27 protein-coding genes are annotated in these 17091 nt (G+C 63.4%); 8 read left to right on the forward strand and 19 right to left on the reverse strand.

The window, feature by feature from the left end; translation table 11 throughout:
* Window positions 1-61 precede the first annotated feature (61 nt).
* The 10 genes from H3Z74_RS21700 to H3Z74_RS21745 form a co-directional block, all read right to left on the reverse strand.
* Entirely contained in the window at window positions 62-940 is an 879-nt protein-coding gene (locus H3Z74_RS21700) for a hypothetical protein (RefSeq protein ID WP_187761569.1), read from the reverse strand.
* Complete coding sequence (locus H3Z74_RS21705) at window positions 933-1283, reverse strand: Bbp19 family protein (protein ID WP_187761570.1); 351 nt, start codon at window positions 1281-1283, stop codon at window positions 933-935. The genes H3Z74_RS21700 and H3Z74_RS21705 overlap by 8 nt, the downstream gene beginning before the upstream one ends.
* Window positions 1273-2937, reverse strand: coding sequence for a portal protein (locus H3Z74_RS21710; RefSeq protein ID WP_187761571.1), 1665 nt, complete (start codon window positions 2935-2937; stop codon window positions 1273-1275). Before H3Z74_RS21710 ends, H3Z74_RS21705 begins: the two co-directional genes overlap by 11 nt.
* Before the next feature lie 158 nt (window positions 2938-3095).
* On the reverse strand, window positions 3096-3779 hold the full coding sequence (locus H3Z74_RS21715; protein WP_187761572.1) for a hypothetical protein: 684 nt from the start codon (window positions 3777-3779) through the stop codon (window positions 3096-3098).
* An 11-nt stretch (window positions 3780-3790) separates the two neighbouring features.
* Window positions 3791-4018, reverse strand: a complete 228-nt coding sequence (locus H3Z74_RS21720) for a hypothetical protein (protein WP_187761573.1) — start codon at window positions 4016-4018, stop codon at window positions 3791-3793.
* 13 nt (window positions 4019-4031) lie between these two features.
* Window positions 4032-5864 carry a hypothetical protein gene (locus tag H3Z74_RS21725; RefSeq protein WP_187761574.1) on the reverse strand — a complete coding sequence of 611 codons (1833 nt, stop codon included), beginning with the start codon at window positions 5862-5864 and terminating at the stop codon, window positions 4032-4034.
* Entirely contained in the window at window positions 5858-6085 is a 228-nt protein-coding gene (locus tag H3Z74_RS21730; RefSeq protein WP_187761575.1) for a hypothetical protein, read from the reverse strand. The genes H3Z74_RS21725 and H3Z74_RS21730 overlap by 7 nt, the downstream gene beginning before the upstream one ends.
* A gap of 49 nt (window positions 6086-6134) precedes the next feature.
* Window positions 6135-6893, reverse strand: a complete 759-nt coding sequence (locus H3Z74_RS21735; protein ID WP_187761576.1) for a hypothetical protein — start codon at window positions 6891-6893, stop codon at window positions 6135-6137.
* 172 nt (window positions 6894-7065) lie between these two features.
* On the reverse strand, window positions 7066-7575 hold the full coding sequence (locus H3Z74_RS21740) for a hypothetical protein (protein ID WP_187761577.1): 510 nt from the start codon (window positions 7573-7575) through the stop codon (window positions 7066-7068).
* Window positions 7576-7752: 177 nt separating this feature from the next.
* Window positions 7753-8073 carry a hypothetical protein gene (locus H3Z74_RS21745; protein WP_187761578.1) on the reverse strand — a complete coding sequence of 107 codons (321 nt, stop codon included), beginning with the start codon at window positions 8071-8073 and terminating at the stop codon, window positions 7753-7755.
* A gap of 643 nt (window positions 8074-8716) precedes the next feature.
* Here H3Z74_RS21745 and H3Z74_RS21750 point away from each other — a divergent pair.
* The 8 genes from H3Z74_RS21750 to H3Z74_RS21785 all read left to right on the forward strand — a co-directional run bounded on the left by H3Z74_RS21750 (window position 8717) and on the right by H3Z74_RS21785 (window position 11906).
* The gene (locus H3Z74_RS21750; protein WP_187761579.1) at window positions 8717-9304 is read left to right on the forward strand and encodes a hypothetical protein; all 588 of its coding nucleotides are present in this window, start codon (window positions 8717-8719) and stop codon (window positions 9302-9304) included.
* Window positions 9305-9383: 79 nt separating this feature from the next.
* Window positions 9384-9545 (forward strand): hypothetical protein, encoded by a 162-nt coding sequence (locus tag H3Z74_RS21755; protein ID WP_187761580.1) that lies wholly within the window; start codon window positions 9384-9386, stop codon window positions 9543-9545.
* Complete coding sequence (locus tag H3Z74_RS21760) at window positions 9542-9742, forward strand: hypothetical protein (RefSeq protein WP_187761581.1); 201 nt, start codon at window positions 9542-9544, stop codon at window positions 9740-9742. Before H3Z74_RS21755 ends, H3Z74_RS21760 begins: the two co-directional genes overlap by 4 nt.
* A complete protein-coding gene (locus tag H3Z74_RS21765) occupies window positions 9742-10104 on the forward strand; it encodes a hypothetical protein (RefSeq protein ID WP_187761582.1) in 363 nt (120 codons plus the stop codon). The genes H3Z74_RS21760 and H3Z74_RS21765 overlap by 1 nt, the downstream gene beginning before the upstream one ends.
* On the forward strand, window positions 10101-10487 hold the full coding sequence (locus H3Z74_RS21770; RefSeq protein WP_187761583.1) for a hypothetical protein: 387 nt from the start codon (window positions 10101-10103) through the stop codon (window positions 10485-10487). The genes H3Z74_RS21765 and H3Z74_RS21770 overlap by 4 nt, the downstream gene beginning before the upstream one ends.
* Window positions 10484-11134 (forward strand): hypothetical protein, encoded by a 651-nt coding sequence (locus H3Z74_RS21775; RefSeq protein WP_187761584.1) that lies wholly within the window; start codon window positions 10484-10486, stop codon window positions 11132-11134. The genes H3Z74_RS21770 and H3Z74_RS21775 overlap by 4 nt, the downstream gene beginning before the upstream one ends.
* A 125-nt stretch (window positions 11135-11259) precedes the next feature.
* Window positions 11260-11544: a hypothetical protein gene (locus tag H3Z74_RS21780; protein WP_229726728.1), complete on the forward strand. Its 285-nt coding sequence runs from the start codon at window positions 11260-11262 to the stop codon at window positions 11542-11544.
* A gap of 50 nt (window positions 11545-11594) precedes the next feature.
* On the forward strand, window positions 11595-11906 hold the full coding sequence (locus H3Z74_RS21785; protein WP_187761586.1) for a hypothetical protein: 312 nt from the start codon (window positions 11595-11597) through the stop codon (window positions 11904-11906).
* Here the strand turns inward: H3Z74_RS21785 and H3Z74_RS21790 are convergent.
* From H3Z74_RS21790 to H3Z74_RS21830, 9 genes are read right to left on the reverse strand one after another with little or no spacing between them, the layout of a single operon-like run.
* On the reverse strand, window positions 11903-12556 hold the full coding sequence (locus H3Z74_RS21790; RefSeq protein ID WP_187761587.1) for a hypothetical protein: 654 nt from the start codon (window positions 12554-12556) through the stop codon (window positions 11903-11905). The genes H3Z74_RS21785 and H3Z74_RS21790 overlap by 4 nt on opposite strands.
* Window positions 12553-12801 carry a hypothetical protein gene (locus H3Z74_RS21795; protein WP_187761588.1) on the reverse strand — a complete coding sequence of 83 codons (249 nt, stop codon included), beginning with the start codon at window positions 12799-12801 and terminating at the stop codon, window positions 12553-12555. The genes H3Z74_RS21790 and H3Z74_RS21795 overlap by 4 nt, the downstream gene beginning before the upstream one ends.
* A gap of 3 nt (window positions 12802-12804) precedes the next feature.
* Complete coding sequence (locus H3Z74_RS21800; RefSeq protein WP_187761589.1) at window positions 12805-13050, reverse strand: hypothetical protein; 246 nt, start codon at window positions 13048-13050, stop codon at window positions 12805-12807.
* Entirely contained in the window at window positions 13050-13217 is a 168-nt protein-coding gene (locus H3Z74_RS21805) for a hypothetical protein (RefSeq protein ID WP_187761590.1), read from the reverse strand. Before H3Z74_RS21805 ends, H3Z74_RS21800 begins: the two co-directional genes overlap by 1 nt.
* Window positions 13214-15058 (reverse strand): hypothetical protein, encoded by a 1845-nt coding sequence (locus H3Z74_RS21810; RefSeq protein WP_187761591.1) that lies wholly within the window; start codon window positions 15056-15058, stop codon window positions 13214-13216. Before H3Z74_RS21810 ends, H3Z74_RS21805 begins: the two co-directional genes overlap by 4 nt.
* Complete coding sequence (locus H3Z74_RS21815; protein ID WP_187761592.1) at window positions 15058-15351, reverse strand: hypothetical protein; 294 nt, start codon at window positions 15349-15351, stop codon at window positions 15058-15060. The genes H3Z74_RS21810 and H3Z74_RS21815 overlap by 1 nt, the downstream gene beginning before the upstream one ends.
* A complete protein-coding gene (locus tag H3Z74_RS21820) occupies window positions 15348-16466 on the reverse strand; it encodes a DUF7146 domain-containing protein (RefSeq protein ID WP_187761593.1) in 1119 nt (372 codons plus the stop codon). The genes H3Z74_RS21815 and H3Z74_RS21820 overlap by 4 nt, the downstream gene beginning before the upstream one ends.
* Entirely contained in the window at window positions 16466-16708 is a 243-nt protein-coding gene (locus tag H3Z74_RS21825) for a hypothetical protein (RefSeq protein ID WP_187761594.1), read from the reverse strand. Before H3Z74_RS21825 ends, H3Z74_RS21820 begins: the two co-directional genes overlap by 1 nt.
* Entirely contained in the window at window positions 16708-17079 is a 372-nt protein-coding gene (locus H3Z74_RS21830; protein ID WP_187761595.1) for a hypothetical protein, read from the reverse strand. The genes H3Z74_RS21825 and H3Z74_RS21830 overlap by 1 nt, the downstream gene beginning before the upstream one ends.
* Between the last annotated feature and the right edge of the window lie 12 nt (window positions 17080-17091).

The following is a 17091-nucleotide window of genomic DNA, read 5'->3' on the forward strand; positions in this document are numbered from 1 at the left end:
AACTGTTAAGCTGCTCAGCCCCCGCCGAGATTCGTCAAATCCCCTATTTGGGTATTTCTTGTCAATCCCCTTTGGCGATGCGTCCCAGCAATGCCTTGCGCTTGGCATATTCCGGGCTGGTTTTATCGGCCAGGCGGCTCTGGAAATCCTTGTCAGGGTTCGCCGACATGCGATCGACCTCGATCTGCGCATTCGCCGCCGACATCGTGCCCATCTGCAACGACACCGTCGCGCCATCAACCTTGGCCAGTTCCCCGGTTTTCTCCGCCATGGCGAACAGCGCGCGCATCGTCTTGTCCGCACCCACCACCTGTTCCAGCGCAGGCGCGATATCATCGATCTCGATACCCATGCCGCGCAGCATGTTATCCACCGCCGTCACGCGCTGCGTATAGGCGGCCGGGCCAAGGTCGAGTTCGATCGCCATCAGCGCGTCTTTGCCCGCCTGCGTCGTCTTGCTCACCACGTCCGTCTGATACTGATTCCACCCCTCATTCAGGATGCGGGCCTGTTCCGGGTGCAGCCCTGCCGCGTGGAAGATCGGCCGGAAGGCCTCGCCCGTCTCACTCGGCTGCCCATCCGCCGTCGCGATCTTGTATTCGGCCGCATCTGCCGGGCGCACCTTCGACGCGAATTCGGTGAACGCCTCTGCGTCCCCCACCGCCGGGATCGGAATCCGGCCGCGTGCCCATTTCTGCGTTTCGATCAGGCCCTTGGCCAGCGCCGGCACATCGGCGTAATTGGCCAGCGTTTCGTTGCTGCGCATATCCTCGGGCAAGAACTTGTCGCGCCATGTTGGCTCGGCAGGCGCGGGCGGTGCTGCCGGCGCAGCGGGCGGTGCGGCAGGAGCCGCGGGCGCAGCCGGTGCGGCTGGCGCGGCCGGAGGTGCTGGCGGCGCGGCTGGCGCGACATGTTCGATTACTGGCGGTACTTCACTCATTCCCCGTCTCCCTCAATTTACTGGCAAGATCGCGGAGTTTGGAACCGTCCAGGTCCAACCTCCCCAATATGTGCAGCGCGATCGCGCGCCGTCCGCTGCGCTCGCGCAATTCGGCGTCGCCGACGCCTGACGCATCGACCACGCCCAGCTTCGCGACCCGTGAAAAATCGGCGATCACCGCCACCGCGTCGGGCCGCACCGCGCCATGTTCGTCTAGGAACAACGTGCGATAGGCCGCGATCGTGCGGAACAGCGACAGCCGTTTGGCGCGCTCATAAATCCGGCGCAGCTGTTGCTGCTCGGCACGCGACGCCAGCGCGTCTATTTCATGCTCAACCGCCACCGATCGCCTCCGCTTCGGCGATGTTCTTCGCCGCGCCGCCCAGCGCAGGCGCTGCTTGCAACAACTGATCCAGCATCACCTTTTGCTGTTCGGCTTCGTCGACCGCTTCCTTTTCTTCATCGGTCGCACGCCAGCGCGCCGGAATACCGTTGACCGAGGCCAGTCCGGGCACGACCTTGGACAGCGGATATTCGCGGGTGAACTGCCCAACCACGCTCGGGTCGAATTGCGCGATCAGGCCGATTTGCTCGGCCGTGCGCAGATAGCCCGCCGCCGCGCCCGCTTCCTGCATCCGCGACAGGTTATTGTCGTACCGGGCATGCACACCGCCATCGGCCTGAAAATACTCGATCACCTCGGCCGGCATGTCGTCAAGCAGACCTTCTTCCCACATCAGGTCCAGCTCGACATCCATCATCGGCGCGAACCATTCCTGTTCCTGCCGCGCCAGCGGAGCGAGCAGGATGCCCTTTTCGCCGATTTCCTCCATCGTCCGCGCCGCAGTGATGTGCGTTTTCAACTCGCGGTTGATCTGCAGCAGGTCGCGATAGAACGCCTTGTCGATCGTTGCGCGAATCTCGCCATGCAGTTCGGACGCACCCGACAGGTCGGCCGCGATATCGAGCGGCACCAGCAACTTGTTGCCGCGATCGTCGATGCCGCCATAGGTGATGCCGAACGGTCCGACATCGATCACTGAGGAATCCAGATCGTCGCTCGGCGCCAGCATCGGCCGCTTGACCGCCATTTCCGTTGCCAGCACGCGATCCTGCATCATGATCTGGCTGGCGCGGATCGCCGGCAGGACACGCATTGCCGGGCCGCGCCCGTAATCCTCACCCGGTGCGCGGTCGAACCGGCTGACAATCCGCCGCATCGTGCGATAGCCGCCCGACTTGAACGTCTTGCGGTCCGTCATGCTGTAATAGCATGCCCGCCACGGCATCCCCGACGGATCGATCCGCCCCGGCATCATCCGGTCGTTGCGCTCGATGACATGCACGATCTCGAACGACTCATTGCTGCGCGGCGCGGGCTGCGCCGCCATCGCCTCTTTCGCCTTGGGCGGCGCGCCCTCGCGGAATTTCATCGTCAGCTGCTCGGCCGTCAGCGTGAATTTCCGATGCACGCGCATCGGCGAACCCTCGGCATCATTCTCGACAAAGATGCCGTCCAGATGCTCGGACTGGTACGACAGGCCGGCAAAGCGCCCGCTCGGGTCGAACCGCTTGTCGACCCACATGCTTTGCTCGCCGAACGCGAACAGCGATTGCGCGCTCGTATGCACCGCATTGGTGAAACCGGACTTGGGGTCGTTGCGCAGCGCGAACAGCCGCGTCTCGATCGTTTCCAGCCATTGCTGCACCACGACCGACTCCATCAGCCGTTCATTGCCCAGGATGATCTTCTGCCACTTCTGGCCGCGCGGGATCACGAACCCCTCGAATGCCGACACGCCATCTTCCAGCGCCAGCGCGGCGTATTCGTCATATTGATGATTGGTGTGCAGCTGGCCCTGCGAACCGAATTTGCGGTTGAAGCCCTGCTGTTGGGGAAGGACCAGACTCGCGATCTCGCCGCGCACGCTGTCGAAACCGTAACGCGCACTTTCCATCCGCGCCTGGCTCGCTTCGATTTGCTTGTCGTCGAACATGCCCACCATCCTCAAAAATCTGTGCCGGAGCCAGCCATCGGGGCCTGTACTCAAGCCCTACCAACCCGTTCACCACCCCGTTGACGATTGCTCGCTGGCTGGCCCGTTGACCCCTCGCCGGCACGGTCGAAGGGCGAATGCGGTGAACGGGATCCCTGCTATTCTTTGGTGAAGGCCAACCCGCCCTTCTGCAACCGAGCCTGACGCCCGCCGCCAATCGAGAACGGTTGCACCAACATGGCCTTGCCCACCGGTTCACCGCCCTCGGTCGTGACGAACGCGCCCGTGATCTCGCGCTGCGGCAGCTCGACCGGGAAATCGACATCCTTGTCGAGCTTCACGCCCTCGCCGTTCGGCGTGAAATCGGTAGCGCCGAATGTCATGGGCGGCAGGCCATCGACCGGCACGTCATGATCATCGACGAACACGATCTTGCTCGGGCCGGTCAACGCGACCAGCGCGGGATTGTCGGACTTGGCGTCGATGACCAGCGGCTTGCCCACCGGCTTTTTCCGCGCCGCCGGCGTCTTGCCATCGCCCGCCTTCGCCACGGCCAGATTCAGTTCTTCGTCATGCGTCAGCTTTTGCTGGGCCAGCATTTCATCGACCTGCTTCTGGGTGTAGGTCGCAGGCGTGCCGCTCGGAGGATTGACCTTCGCCAGTTCCGCACGGCCATTCGTCTCTTCGTCGATCGCCGACAACAACGTGGACCGTTTGGTTGGCGACGCGCTTTCGAGATCGTGCAGCTGGCCCAGCTGCGCGTCCGACAGGTCGCCGAACTTCTCGATAATGCTGCCGATATTGCCGCCGATCAGCGCGGCCAGATCATATTCCTTCACCATCGTTCTTCTCCTCAAGTGCCCATCAGGGTCTTTTTGCCGGTGCTGGATTCCGCACCGCCCGATCCGGTGCGCTGGTTGGTTGCCGACCCGCGCCGCGCCGCCAGGGCATCGGACACCACCGAATTGCCGCGAGGCGTGATCGTAGGCAGCGGCACCACCGTCTGCGCTTTGGGTTTCTTGACCGCCGCCTTGATGATCGCGCCGATCGGCGACAGCAAAGCGCCCGCAATTCCGCTCATTTCTTCCCTCCCGTCATGTCCGCGCCTGATGCGCAAAGAACCCGTCGCCGAATTTGGGAGCCGCGCGTTTGCGCACCGACTTGCGCGACCGCGCCTCGGCATCTTCCCACCCGTCGAATTTCACGAGGCCCAGCACGCCGTACTGATTGGCGTCATGGATATGGCTGTAGTCGTTCTTCAGCGGCTGATCGTTCCATCGCCCGCCACCGGTCGAGAACGCGACCCGCGTGACGACGTACCCGCGATTATAGCCCTCGCGCAGCACCTTGCAGCGGCTCGAAATGACATATGCCGGTTGCCCGTCGATCGCTTTTTTCAGCTGCTCGCGCACCGCTTCCAGGCGCGGACCAATCAGGTTGCGCTTGACCGGCGCGGGCTTCATTTTGAGCTTCACGCCGATCGCGACTTCGTTGAACCCGGCGACGAATTTATGAATCCACGCGCGATCCTCGGCATTCGCCTCGCTGTCGCCGAACCATGCAGATGGATCGCCCCAGTTGACCGACCCCAGATCGAACTTCGCGAAGTTTTCGTTCCAATACTGGCCGACCTTTTGCCCGAATTCCATCGCCCCGAGATTGGCCAGCACCTTTTCCTTGCCCGGCATGAACACGACGCATTCATCCACCGCGCGTACCTGCCCGGCGTCGGTTTTCTGCATGAACAGCGCTGCCGGCGTATTGCCGCCATCGATCGCGATATGGATCGGCAAGCGCGGATCCGCCGTCATGTCCTGAATGCAGTGCCGATCATCGTTATACTGCGAATAGACCGGGTTGCCGTCGCGCACCGCGCCGAACTTGTTGTGGATGAAGCGCCGCTGATCCGGCTCGCTCATGCCGATCTGGATACGCTGGTAATAACCCTTGGGCAGGTTCGCTAGATTCTCCGCGCCCGCGTCCATCCCGCCCGGCTGGACATGAAACGACACCCGGAAATTATCGCCATATTCCAGGCGAAAATCCGCCATCTGCTTTTCGGTCAGGCCGATATCTTTGTTGACGTTGAACCCATAGGTCCAATTGTCCTCGGCCGGCGCGTTCATATCGCCGATCACGCCCGACCAACCCCCGGTCGGGGTGCCGGGCGGCCGATAGCGGCCAACGCGCGGAAAGCCGAACTTGAACACGTCGTGATGCAGCGTGTCTTTTTCGTTCAGCCACAGGCCGGTTAGCGCCATACCCTTGAACAGCTCTTCGGCCGACTGGTTGTCGACCGCCCGGAAAAGCATTTCCAGCTCGAGCTTCATCACCTCGCCATTGGCGAGCGGGATATCGAACCGCAGCTTATGGGTGTTAGTCGAAAGGTTGTAGTTCGCCTTCGTCTTGGGGAACCACATGAACCAATCGGCCATGACGTTCGCCTGCAGGTGGCCGTAAGTGTCACGCACCACGCACCAGCGCGCCCGCCTTATCCCGTCAGGGCCAGGCGGCTGCCAGATGATGCTGTTGATGATTTTCTGGAAGCACGTCGTGGTCTTTGCGGAGCCGTACGGTCCCATGATCGTGCTGACCGCCGATGTGTCCTCCCGGAAATTATGCGAGATCGGCCCGACAAAATTCATGGTCAGACCTTTGGAGGTCGCCAGAAACTCCCCGAAGCGCCCGACCGCCTCTGGCTCCAGTCGATCGATATCGACTTCCGTCAACCGTTCGGCGATGCGGTCCGCATCCTTGATCTGCCGCGCCTGCTCGATCGTCAGATTGCGCTCTTCGCGCAAACTGCGCGCATCAACGATCGCCCAGGCACAGGACTCAAGAACATGTTCGCTGATCAAGGCCGGGCCGGTGAGCGCCGCCAGCGCCGCGAGCGGGGCGAGCAGTGGAATGTCGCGAGCGATCAGCATAGCGCGCGCAGTTCGTTCGCCAGCGCCGTAATCTTCGCGGCATGCTCATCGAGCGCGCCAGCCACAGCTAGCATTTCGCCTTCGCTCACCCCGCGATCGGCCACCAGCTTGTGGTTGACCGCGCGGCGCGAAATCATCAGCACATCGGCGAGCCGCTGAGCGCCACCCAGCATGACGCGCGCCCGATCGAGTAGCACCAACCGCCGCACCGCGCGCGCCATTGGAGAAATGCTGTTCCCATTTATGGGAACGCTAGGCTCGACCGCAGCGTCAACCATCGTCATTGTCCGCCCCGTCATCGTCATCGCGCGCGGCATCTTCGAACGGCTTGAATTCCAGCCGATTGATATCGACGTCAGTCAGTTCGCCATGCTCGACATACTCCGCCAAGTGGGCGGGGTCGGTCAGGCCGGGGATGTTGAGGATGACATCGGCGCGCGAATTCACATCGATCGCAACCGGCATCTTGCCATGGACATACTGCGCAACTTCGCGCCGCGCCTGCAGCTGCGTATTGAGCGCTTTCAACGCCAGTTCGCCGGGTTTCGATTTCAGCGTCTTCGCCAGATCGCCCATGCGCTCGGCAAGTTCGCCCAACTTTTCGACTTGCTTATCCGTCAGCGGCCGGCCGCTTTCGCCGTCCAGCATATGATCGACCATGGTCTGGACGCGATCGGCCAGAATTTCGAACCGCTCCATCCGCTCTTTCGAGCCATCGGCGATCAGCAACAATTCAACCAGCTGATCCAGCGGCATCGCATAGATCGCCGCCATGCCCAGAACCGGGTCGCCATGCTTCTCGACGATCAGCCGCGCCAGCTGCGCAGATTTCTTGTTCCGCGCGCCGGCAGGCCGCCCAACGCCCCGCCCCTCGGCACGCGACCGCGCCAGCTGAAACACATTCGACGGCAGCTTGCCGGTTTCGGGATCGCGCAACAGATCAAGCTGCTCGGTCCCGGCATCGACACCCATCACGGTGCCAACCTCGGCTTCCATCGCCTGGAACAGGGAGGATGCTTCGGTTGTCATGACTCGAACTCAGCGCCGTCAAAACACGGCTCGCACAGCCCCCAAGCGATCAACCCATGATCGTCATCGGGAATCCGCCCCTTGCACAGCCTGCAATGCGCAACTGGCGCGACCGCCCGCGCGTTCGGATCAACATGGATGGGAAGCGCCATCGGCAAGGCGGGCTCGACGCTCATGCAGAGCCCTTCGCGGCTCTGCGGATCGCCCGCGACCCGCGCCCCGAATAAACCTTGGAGCTCGCGCCGATCGACACCGGCAGGCCAAGAAAGTGATCGACCGGCTTGCCCGATGCCTCATGCAGCGCCATCAAATCCGCCTCGATCAGGTAGATCGATGTCGCATTCCCGAATCCGTCACTTTTTAGCTTTTCGATCGCCGCATCGATCCGCACGAGGATCGACGCCGCGCCAACCGGTACGACGCCCTGCCGCTCGGCATCCGCCAGCCGCTGCGCCATATGCGCCGGCATCGACTTTACCCGCGCGACATACCGCGATTCCGGCACACCCGAGGTCGGACCGCCGAACTTCCCTTCGTTGCGGCTCCAGGGCAATGCGGCCAGCGCGGCCGTTTTTCCGGCCGCGTAACCGCCGAATTGCGCGAAGATGCGACTTGGCTGGTCAGTTGACACCAGCACCCCCGAGGCATAGCGTCCGCAACTTGCCAGCATCGAGCGGAACATGATCCCCGCAACAACCCTGACCCACCTGCCGACGACCGGATTCCGCGCCCTTCGCGCCTAGTTCGTCGCGGATCGATGCCGCCCGCACCCCCGACCCCACTGGCCAATTGAACTTCGCGCCATTTTCGCAGGCGTCGAACTCGCTTTCAGTCGCGCGCGGCACGGCCCGGCGATTTTTCAAATCTCGACCCCGCCGAATGCGAGGGGCATGGGGAGCGAGCGCGCGGGCCGAAAGGGGGGACACCCCCCTCCCGCCGTCGCTGCCGATCGCGGCCCTGCCAGCTGGCCGAGCGCGTTGCGGGTCAGCGTCGTCAGATTGGCAATCAACCGACGACGCCCATTTTCACCCATGATCGCAAGCACATAGCGAGTCCGTGCGACGACTGGCCGTGCGACGACGACGAGGAGAGGGCGCGGAAACGGCGGAAATCCGCCATTCCCGCGCCGCAGATCAGCAGAGCCGATCCGCCATGCCCAGGCGCGTTTCAGTGCCAACATCGAGCGCGCCCGGCCAAGAAAATTCCCCAGCTCCGCCGACCCGCGACCCCAACACACCCCTTGGGCGGCGAGGCACGCGTTTCCACCCCATATAAAATCAATCGGAGGATGACCGAGGCGAAGCATGGCCGCAGCAACTACCCTATATGGGTATTTCGCCGCAAGCCTCTCTTATCTCCGTTCTGAATGTTCCAAGCATAGAACAGAATAAGGCCGGAAATGCGTGCCGTTCCAGCCGTTCCACATGTTCTAACGCTTCGCGCCGCGCTCGCGTCTCGCGCTCGCGCGTGTGATCGCGCCGGGAAATGCCACAATCGCCAGAACAGCCGGAATGACCAACTAAGATTTTGAAAACACACGATTATGTGCGTTCTGATACCAGAACAGCCGGAACGCCCCCTAACCCGTTCGAACCGCCAAAAATCGGCCGAAATCCTGCTAGCTAGATACGGGTCGGGGAGTGGTAAGGCGGGCGCGGGAAGAGCCGCCCGAGGGCGGCAAAAGGAAGCGGCTGCGCCGCTGAGTTATTTTGAAGATTGGCGGAAATGCGCCGATTTATCACTATTGACAGCGTATAAACTCCCCATATAGGGTAGTTGTGTTGACGGCGTTGACCGTCTCACCCGGCGAAAGGAAGCCGATAATGCGTATCCGTCACCAGCGAGACTTCTACATCCCGAAAGGCGCAATCTGTGTTCGCGACCGCGCCAGTTCGGCCGTGGCCTACATCTACACGTCGCGCCGCAAACGCCCCGCAGCCGTCGTCTTCCAAGGCAAGGCGCAGAAACCGGCATGGGATTACAGCTTCCTCTCGGACGCTGATCGCACCAAACGGGTCGGGGGTTTCTTCAAGGCAATCCAGCGCATCGAGCAAGGGCGGGTTGCCAACCGCGCGGAACGCAAAGCGTGGCAGCACCCATACAAGCCGGGCGACGTGTTCAGCACCTGCTGGGGCTATGACCAGACCAACCGCGAATACTACGAATGCACCGAAGTACGCGGCAAGCATCTGATCGTGCGCCAGATCGCCAGCGGCTATGTCGAAACCCAATGGCTCGCCGGAAAAGCCGTGCCGATGCCCGGTCAATATGTCGGCGAAGCCACCCGCGTGCTGGCGCAGCAAAGCGGCTTCCGCGCGCCGAAGAACGGCCAATGGGCCAGCTTCGACAAACCCACGATCATTGCGGGCGTGCCCACGTACGACGCGCAGCACGTCAGTTCCTACGCCTGACCCCACCCCCAGCGTGCCGGTGCGATCGGCGCGCTCAGGATGCGATCAGCATCACCCACGGCAAAAGGAGGCCGACCCAATGACCCGATATTACATGAGCGACGGCGTGCAGGATCTAGACGTGCTGGTCGATGACGATGCGGACCTCGACGGCGAATTCGCCGCGATATGCCTCGACACCGGCCAGACGTTGAAAGTTAAAGGCTGGTTGATCGACCAGCTAGCGGAGATGCCGCTGTGAGCGCGCGCACCCCCCAATTCGCAAACTGCCTGGCTGATGTTGCCGAGCAGCGTCCCGCCACCGATCGCGAGCGCCAGCTGATCGCGCTTCGCCTCGCCAGCCCGCACCGCGCGGCACAGGGGCATTTTCTCACCGATCAGGCCGACGCGGGCCACTTGCCGCTGTTCGCCGCCGCCAATGAACCGAGGATGATCTGATGCGCCTCTATCGCACGAGCGCCGGCACATGGGCCGGTACGCAACCGGAAGCCGACGCCGCCGCCAAAGCCGAGGGATCGACTTGGGGCAAGGTCGAGATGCCGGAAGGCAAAGCGGAGCGGATCGAATGGCTCAATGCGCTGTCCGGCCCGTCTGAACCGCAGTTCGCGGCACCCGCACCGGCTCCCACGCCGCCGCCATCGCCAGCGCCGGACACCCAGCGCGCCATCCAACAGCACAACATCCGCGTCGAGGAAGAGATTGCCAACGCGGACTTCGCGACCGCGACCCGGCTTTCCCTGCATATCCTGTCGCGCCTCGGCGAGCATGTTCGTGCAAACGGGTCGGGGAAGCCGCTATGATCGCGGCACCGGGTCAAAAGAATGACTGCGGCGTATACACGCCCACAGAGACGCTGGCGCTGCCGCAACCCAACCGGAAAGGATGGCGCGGCTCGCCCTTGGCCGAAATTGATATCGTGCGAACGTCCGAAGGCTGGCGCGCTGTGCACGGCATTCAGTTCCTGACTGGCAGTTGCTGGGGCAGCTCATCGCCGCTTATGGATCGCGATACAGCCTTCAACTCGCGCGATGCCGCCATCGAACATCAAGTGGCGCGCCTTCGCGAGAGAGTTACGAAGTATGGCGAGCGCGAGCCCGGCGCCCTTCGCGATGTGCGCGCAATCCTTGCATGGCTCGATAATCTCCGGCCAGTGCAAGCCGATCTGTTCGCGGCGCTCGCATGAAGCACTGGAACCCCCGCCAGCCGGACCTCTTCGTCCAGGCGAAGCGCGTGCTGATCGCGTGCGAATTCTCCGGCATCGTCCGCAACGCCTTCCTCGATCGCGGCCACGACGCCTGGTCGTGCGACCTGTTGCCCAGCGAGGACGGCAGCAATCGCCACATCCGGGGCGACGCGCGCGATTACCTGCATGAGGGCTGGGACTTGCTGATGGTCGCGCACCCGCCCTGCACGCGGCTCTGCAACAGCGGCGTGCGCTGGCTGACCACGCCGCCACCCGGCCGGACGCTGGAAGCGATGTGGCGCGAGCTGGACGAAGCCGCCGCCCTGTTCGCCGATTTCTGGCACGCGCCAATCGAGCGCGTCGCAATCGAAAATCCGGTGATGCACCGCCACGCCAAGGAACGGATCACCGGCTATCAGGATTTCGCCCAATCGATCCAGCCGTGGCAGTTCGGCCACCCTGAGACGAAGCGCACCTGTCTCTGGCTTCGCGGCTTAGACCCGCTTGTCCCGACGAAGATCGTTGCGGGACGCGAGGCGCGCGTGCACAGGATGCCGGGCGGACGCAATCAGGCGCGCGAGCGCTCCCGCTTCTTCCCCGGCGTGGCCGATGCCATGGCCGAACAATGGGGAGGGCGCGCGGCATGACCCGCCCCGCCAAGGCCTCAGTACACGCCCCGGCTCAGATGCCCCGCCAGCGATCGACAGGGCAAAACGGCCAGCGTGGCTTAGTCATGCCGCCGCCCCTATGCCCTGAATGCTTACAGCCATTCGTGCGGACTCAGCCCACGCAGCTATTCTGCACGCCCGAACATCGCAAGGATTGGAACAACCGCGCCGCCGTGCGCGCCCGCGTTCTGATGCCCTTCGCCATGGTCGCGCGCCTCACGCGCAACGGCACGCGGGGCGACAAGGCGACCGGCCGACAGGCAACCCAGCACCACAACACGCTGTTGCGGCGCTGGACGGACGAAGACAAGGCCGAAGGCCGCATGCCATGGGTGGAATATCTGCAGCGCCGCTACGCGGCCGGGTTCGATCCGCTCGATCGCGGCTAAATTCACATCGCCTATTGCCCGAATCGTTCCCGATGCGTTCTACTGGCGCGATGCGGTTCGAAACCCTCAAACAGATTGACGATGCCGGGCACGACCTGCGCCTATGGTGCTTCAAATGCGCGCGCGGATCGACGCTCGATGCGATCATCTGGGTTCACTTCACCGAACGCGGCTGGGCGCTCGATCTGGAATCCGCCCGCGCAAGGTTCCCCTGCAGGCAATGCAAATCCGTGGATCACGTCGCGCTCTTCCCCGCGCGCCGCGCAGCGGCCCCTGCGGAGAAGTCATGGGCGCATCAGGTCGAGCGCGCCTTTCACGATGCCCGCAAGCGCAAGAAGATGCGCCGCCTGCGCTACGACTAGAACAGATCGCCACCCACGATCACCGGCCCGTCGCGCGTCAGCAGGCCGAAAAGTTCGGTCGTGTCGATCCGGTCCCAGATCAGCCACACGCAATCCATCGTCGGATTACCGGCCCCGGTGAAGTCCAGCCGCCACGTGATGTCCCAGCGCCGCGTGGGCTTCATCCCCGCGCGCCATAGCGTCGCGCCCTCGCCGCAATTCAGCCAGGTCGTTTTGAACAGCAGCGCCAGATAGTCCAGCTCGAGCGCTTGCCACAGGTGCGCGACCATCGGCCGCGCCACGGCAAAGGGCAGGTTGCTGATTGCGCGCCGTGCAGGCGCGACCTTGACCGTCATCAGATCCTGCGCGGCCACATCGTTCGCCGGATCCGCGACGATATCGGTTGCGATCGAGGACAAGCCGAATTCCTCCGCCGCCACGCGTGCTATGGCACCGCCCCGGCCGCACGGCTCCCAGAACGCGGGCGATGGCGTCTCACGGTCCGGCCAGCGCGGCAATTCGGCAATCAGCAGCGCGCGGGTCGCCTCGGCCGGCGTCGGGTAATAGTCCAGCGGCCGGCGCTTCGCTTTGTCGCCACCACCCGCCATCTGGGCGCCAAGCCCTTTCGGCGCGTCGATCGCCAGCATCGGTTCGAACAGGTCGACCGTCACGCCAGCTTCGCCATGCCCTTGGCCAGCGCACCCAGGGCATGAAAGCTGTTGGTCTGGCCCCAGCCATAGATCTCGATATTGCCGGTCTCCGACACCGCTACTGCGATCATCGACACCGTGCGGTCATCTTGCTCGGTTTCGGCCTCGATCGAATCCGCCGCGCGCCGCAGCGACCCGATAACATCGGCCGCCATGGCCTTGTCGTACAGCGGCACCACGGTCAGCTTGGGTGGATTCTCCGCCATCGTTTAATCCGGCCGCGGGCCACGCGCGAATGACACCGGCTGGCCATTGAGCGTGCAGATGGTCGCCGCAGCGATGTCGTTCCGCGTCTTGCTGCAGATCCATACGCCGTCCCACCCCGTCACGATGGCCCAGCGCTTCGTGCCCGGACACGACGTAAAGGTTATCCTGTCGCCGACCTTTAGGGTTCGCTTGGCGTTCTCGGTTGCCAGCCGGTGCCATTCCCGCCGTTCGTTGCTGATACCCGCCATCACGTCACCTTTCTCACGGCGAAGCGCGACACGATGAACCGCGCCCCGTCCTCGAATTCGATTTCGCAGCTGTTCATCGTCCCGCGTGCGCGGATGCGGCATCGCGTACCCTTGCGGTCGGGCAGCGTCTTCCGCCACCGCCACACCCGGTCGAACGCCGCGCTCACTCTTCGTCATCCCGCAGCGCCTTCAGCGGTATCGCAATGGCATTGTCGGCATTCATGCCCGAGAAGCGCATTTTTAGGCCCCTGCGGACGCCATCGACCTTGCCCAGCGATTGCAGATAAGCCCCGTTCGCCCATTCCTTGCCCCGGAACAGCGTCGCTAGCGGCTCGCAGGTCTGATAGGCTACCGCCAGATAACCGTTGACCCAATCGTTCGGGACCGGCTCGCCATCCAGCTTCGGTTCGTCCCGCTTGAGCAGCACGAGGCGCAAGCCATACTGCTTCAATCGCTCGCGCGCGGTGTGGTTGATACCGCCCTCGATCGGGTCGGCCAGCGCCATCGCCCGCTTGATCCACTGCCCGACCGTCTCCGCGCTCGCGCCATGCGCACCGGGGATCAGGCACCCCATCAAATGGGCGATGCACCGTTCGACATCTGATCGGGCCTCGCTCTTGCCGCGCTGGATCATCGGCAGGATCGCGCGCACCCACACCTTTTCCCTGCCATGTTCCTCGTTAAGCTCGCTCTCCTGACTGGGCGCGCGATCGTAAAGCAGGCAATCGGCACAGGCGAGCAGCGTGCCGTAAGTGTCCTGCCAGCGCCCTTCTAGACCATGGCTCCATATCTCGCGCTTGTAATCGGCCAGCGTCCGGCTGAACCGGGGCCATTGCTCGATCATGCGCCGATGCATCCGCCGCCCAATGTCGCGCCATTCCAACAGGTCCGGCGCGACATATTCCTTTTTCGTCAACGGCACCTGACGCATTTCGAGAATGGCGACGCGGTTGCGTTCCTCGCCTTTAGCCAGGCTGTGCAGCACGGACGAAAACAGGAAACAGCTCTGCGCCGTGAATTCCTGACCTTTGTGATCGGCGCCGCCGCGAATGATCTTCGCGCCCGATGACGCTTTCTTGGCGAGGTTGATGATCGCCTTTTGCTTTTCCGGGTTATCGTCCGCCTCGGCTTCATCGATCATCACCGGCAAGGTATCGTCGCCGAGGATTTGGCGCACTGCGGCCTCGCTCGCGTCCTCGACGTGCAGGCACCAATTGCCCAGCAAGGCACGGATGAGCGCCTGCAGGCTGGATTTGCCCGCCGAAGTCGGCCCAGCCAGCCACACATGCGAACGCCAGGACAGCGCCCCGCAAAAGAACATCTGACCGACCATGCCGAGCAGCAGCAAGGGCGCGGAATCCGGCTCGACCCAGAACCAATCGCCGAACAGCTCACGCAGCCGCTGCGCGTCCTCGGTCGCGCTCGGCTCCGACGCGGGCGGTACCAGCGCCGGCAGCGCCGGGAAAAAACTGTCATCGATCTCACCCGGCCGATGCTCGGCCAGCTTACCGCGCTGCCCCTTGGCGTCCGGCTGACCCGCGATCAGCACCGATCGGCCCATGTGCAGCACCAGCTGCTGATCGTCGCCAACGGCGCGATGCGCGCCCCGGCCGAACACGCGGCCCTGCGGGTTGAAGATGTTCTTGCGCTGGCATGCCGTCACCAGCGCGGTCTGCACTTCCGCCTGATCGAACTTCGTGGCGGGCGCGCCGTTCTTCGCTTGATCCTTGGTCAGCTGCGGGAAATGCTTGATCAACCAGGAGTCGCCGCCGAACAGCAGCAGCAGGTCGCCCTTCCGGCAATCCGTCGCCAGCGCGATCAGCTGATTGGCGGCATCCAGTACCCATAGCTTGAGGCCCTGAATGCCCAGCGGCGTCACCGGACACCCGAACGGCATCACGCTGCGATCGAACCCATCGCCCGCAAATTCTTCCTGCACCATGTCGGGCGCGCGCAACGGCTTGCGCGCCTTGTCCCGGATGCCTTCGATACTCCCCCCGCCAGACATTACGGATACCCTTCGCTATCTCGCTCGATTTCGGCGAGGTCGCGAGGCCGCAACTTTGGGCATCCAGATGGAAAGTGCTCCGCATATTGGTGACGAAGCCAGACCGAGAAATCGCCTTCGTAGATCATCCCCGAACTTTGATATTTTTCCCCAATCTCGATCGGAGCCTTGCACACCTCGCAAGTTTTGCCCGCCTTATGCGCGACATGGGTGCGCTCCCAGAGCGGCGTGACCTCGGGCGCATCGGCAACAATTCGGTCCCAACCGTAAGACGGGCAGCCCAGACTGCTCATGCCGCCATCCTCACGCTACGCAGCTGGTCGTTGAAATCCTTGAACCCGTCATCGGGCCACATGCACAACACGGTCCGGCCGCGCGCCTGATGCGCCGCGATCTGGCTGTTGAACGCCGCGTTGATCTTCATCGCCGCGTCCTCATGCTTCTGCGCCAGCGCTTCGTCTCCGGCACGCCGCGCCGCCAGCGCGCGCAACGCCCGATCTTCTTCGTCACGCTGTCCGACCATCACCACATCGCTCACCGAATCGGGCAGGTCGACCGCGCCGATATTGCCCAGCGTCGCCGCCGCGATCAGCCGCACCGCCGGATCGGCCATGGCCACGGTCAATCCGTCCTCGATGCCCTCGCTGATATGCACCGTCGTGCCTTCCGGCACGTCGCGCAGCGGCATTCGGCCGACTTCGCCCTTGTTCAGCGCGATATGCGCCCCGGCATAGTCGCCCAACGTCATCTTCGGCATGTCGAGATCGGCCTTGACCCAGCGCCCGCGCACGAATTCCAGATAGGTGCGGTGCGCCGCGACCATTTCGCCGGCCAGCACTGTCATTGCCGTCACCATCGCCGGTATCTCGCGCCCCAGCTCGGTATTCCAGCAATCGTGCCGGAACCGGATCGCGCCCGGAAACCGTCCCAACGCCGCAAAATCGATGCCGCGCCCTTCCAGATACAACTGCGCGGGCGTGCCCTGCATCACAGCCGAATGATGCCACAGCCCGCGCGCGTTGCGTTTCCGCTTCTCCGCATCGGCCATCGCCGCACGCAGCCGCTTTTCGCGCGCCCGGTCATATTCGGCATTGGTCGCCGTACTGGTGAAGTCGATGCCCGCATCGGCCTCCAGCATCTTTAATGCCTGGACGAAAGTCATGCCCTTGCGTTTTTCGAGATATTTGAAGTGATCGCCGCTCGCACCACAGGCAAAGCATTTGAAGATCGCCTTGGCGTCATTGACCGAAAAGCTGCCCAAACTGGCATCCGAATGGAACGGACACAGCCCGACATGCTCATGGCCGCGCTTGGTCAACGACACATCGCCGCCGATCAGGTCGGACAGGTAAATGCGACTCCGCACCGCCTCGGCCCGTCGCCGCAATGCTTCCAGATCGACCGACATTAGCTGCCGTTCACACGGGGGGTTAAATCATCAAACCATAGGTGTGGAGTGCCGGGGCGACGATCGGCGCGGCCTTCGGAATAATCGATATTCTGATTGATCCGCGCCGCCAGCGCTCGTGCTGAACGCTTCGGCAACGTGATGAGAACATCTTTCCCGTCACCGTCCCTCACGAACAACGACACAGCGCCGCTCGGCAAGGTTTTCGAAAACAGGTCGATCGCGATATAGCCCTTGGCCATCACGCGGCTTTCAAAATGGCTTGGGGCGCGGTGTGGCTTGGGCACACCGCGCCCCGCCTGACGCGCCCTAGGCAAGACGCGTCAGACATGCCGTCGGCGCAACCCGGCGACAATTGGAGATCGGGAATAGTGACGAAGCGCAACCGCGCCCCGTCCGGCGCGCGCGGCACGATCGCCGCGATCGTTTCCGCGCCCAGGCGATCATGCAGCTGCTGGCGCAGCCAGTACGCCGCGCCCACGCCGTCGATGCCCAGCCCGGCCGCCAGCGAACGATATGTGACCGTCCGGCCATGGCCCTGCTCGATCACGATCAGCCGTAACGCTTCGTTCTGCCGCGCCGTCAATCCGCTGTTGCGTGTCAAATTGGACATAGGAAAATTCCT

The organism is Sphingomonas alpina (assembly GCF_014490665.1).
Classification (GTDB): domain Bacteria; phylum Pseudomonadota; class Alphaproteobacteria; order Sphingomonadales; family Sphingomonadaceae; genus Sphingomonas; species Sphingomonas alpina.